This is a genomic window from Aeromonas sp. PrichA-15, from assembly GCF_017939245.1.
GTDB lineage: Bacteria > Pseudomonadota > Gammaproteobacteria > Enterobacterales > Aeromonadaceae > Aeromonas > Aeromonas caviae.
Window position 1 is genome coordinate 1 of sequence record NZ_JAGKRH010000333.1, and the last position, 293, is coordinate 293.

General features: G+C 53.6%; 1 rRNA gene. It reads left to right on the forward strand.

The features are described from left to right. Positions 1-293: ribosomal RNA gene (locus J9889_RS24765) — 23S ribosomal RNA — on the forward strand; the annotation flags it as partial.

A 293-nucleotide genomic window follows, 5' to 3' on the forward strand; every position in this document is an offset into this window, starting at 1 on the left:
GTAGCGGCGAGCGAACGGGGATTAGCCCTTAAGCATCTTGGAAGTTAGTGGAACGGTCCTGGAAAGGCCGGCGATACAGGGTGATAGCCCCGTACACGAAAACAACCTTGATGTGAAATCGAGTAGGGCGGGACACGTGACATCCTGTCTGAATATGGGGGGACCATCCTCCAAGGCTAAATACTCCTGACTGACCGATAGTGAACCAGTACCGTGAGGGAAAGGCGAAAAGAACCCCTGTGAGGGGAGTGAAATAGAACCTGAAACCGTGTACGTACAAGCAGTGGGAGCCC